A 510-nucleotide genomic window follows, 5' to 3' on the forward strand; every position below is an offset into this window, starting at 1 on the left:
ATTGTATAGCTTCCTTCACCCGGAACAACCATAGTCGTGCTACCATCCTCAAAGGTTGGTGGTACAGTCGAATCAATATGTCCTTCAAACGTTGGTGTTGCCACTTGTGGTTGGCCTTTTGCTCCTGTAGAAGCCGTATCATGACCAGTAGATGGATCTACAACTGTTGGGCGATAGCTTGCAGTAACTGGAGTACCGTTCTTATCCTTGCGGACAATCGTTACGCCTGTTCCTTTTCCTACAAAATTAGCTTCTGGGGTGAAGGTCACTGTACCGTCTGGTGCAATCGTGTAAGTTCCTTGACCTGGAATAGATTTCTCTTTGCTTCCGTCTTCGAAGGTTGGCTCTACTGTTTCATCGATTGGAACCAATGGATCGCCACCTTGGAAGCTTGGAGTGCCCGTTTGTGGAACACCCTGAGGACCTGTGCTGGTTGCGCCAGTTCCTGTTGGTGTTACTTTAGTCACTGTTGGGGTATATGTCGCAGTAACTGGGGTGCCATTCTTATCT

At 48.0% G+C, this 510-nt stretch carries 1 protein-coding gene; it reads right to left on the reverse strand.

Annotation, left to right across the window (positions count from 1 at the left end):
* Positions 1-510 (reverse strand): hypothetical protein (locus HMPREF3057_RS05275; protein ID WP_257370882.1); only part of this gene is annotated, 510 nt, incomplete at both ends.

This window comes from Streptococcus sp. HMSC072D05 (genome assembly GCF_001815805.1).
GTDB lineage: Bacteria > Bacillota > Bacilli > Lactobacillales > Streptococcaceae > Streptococcus.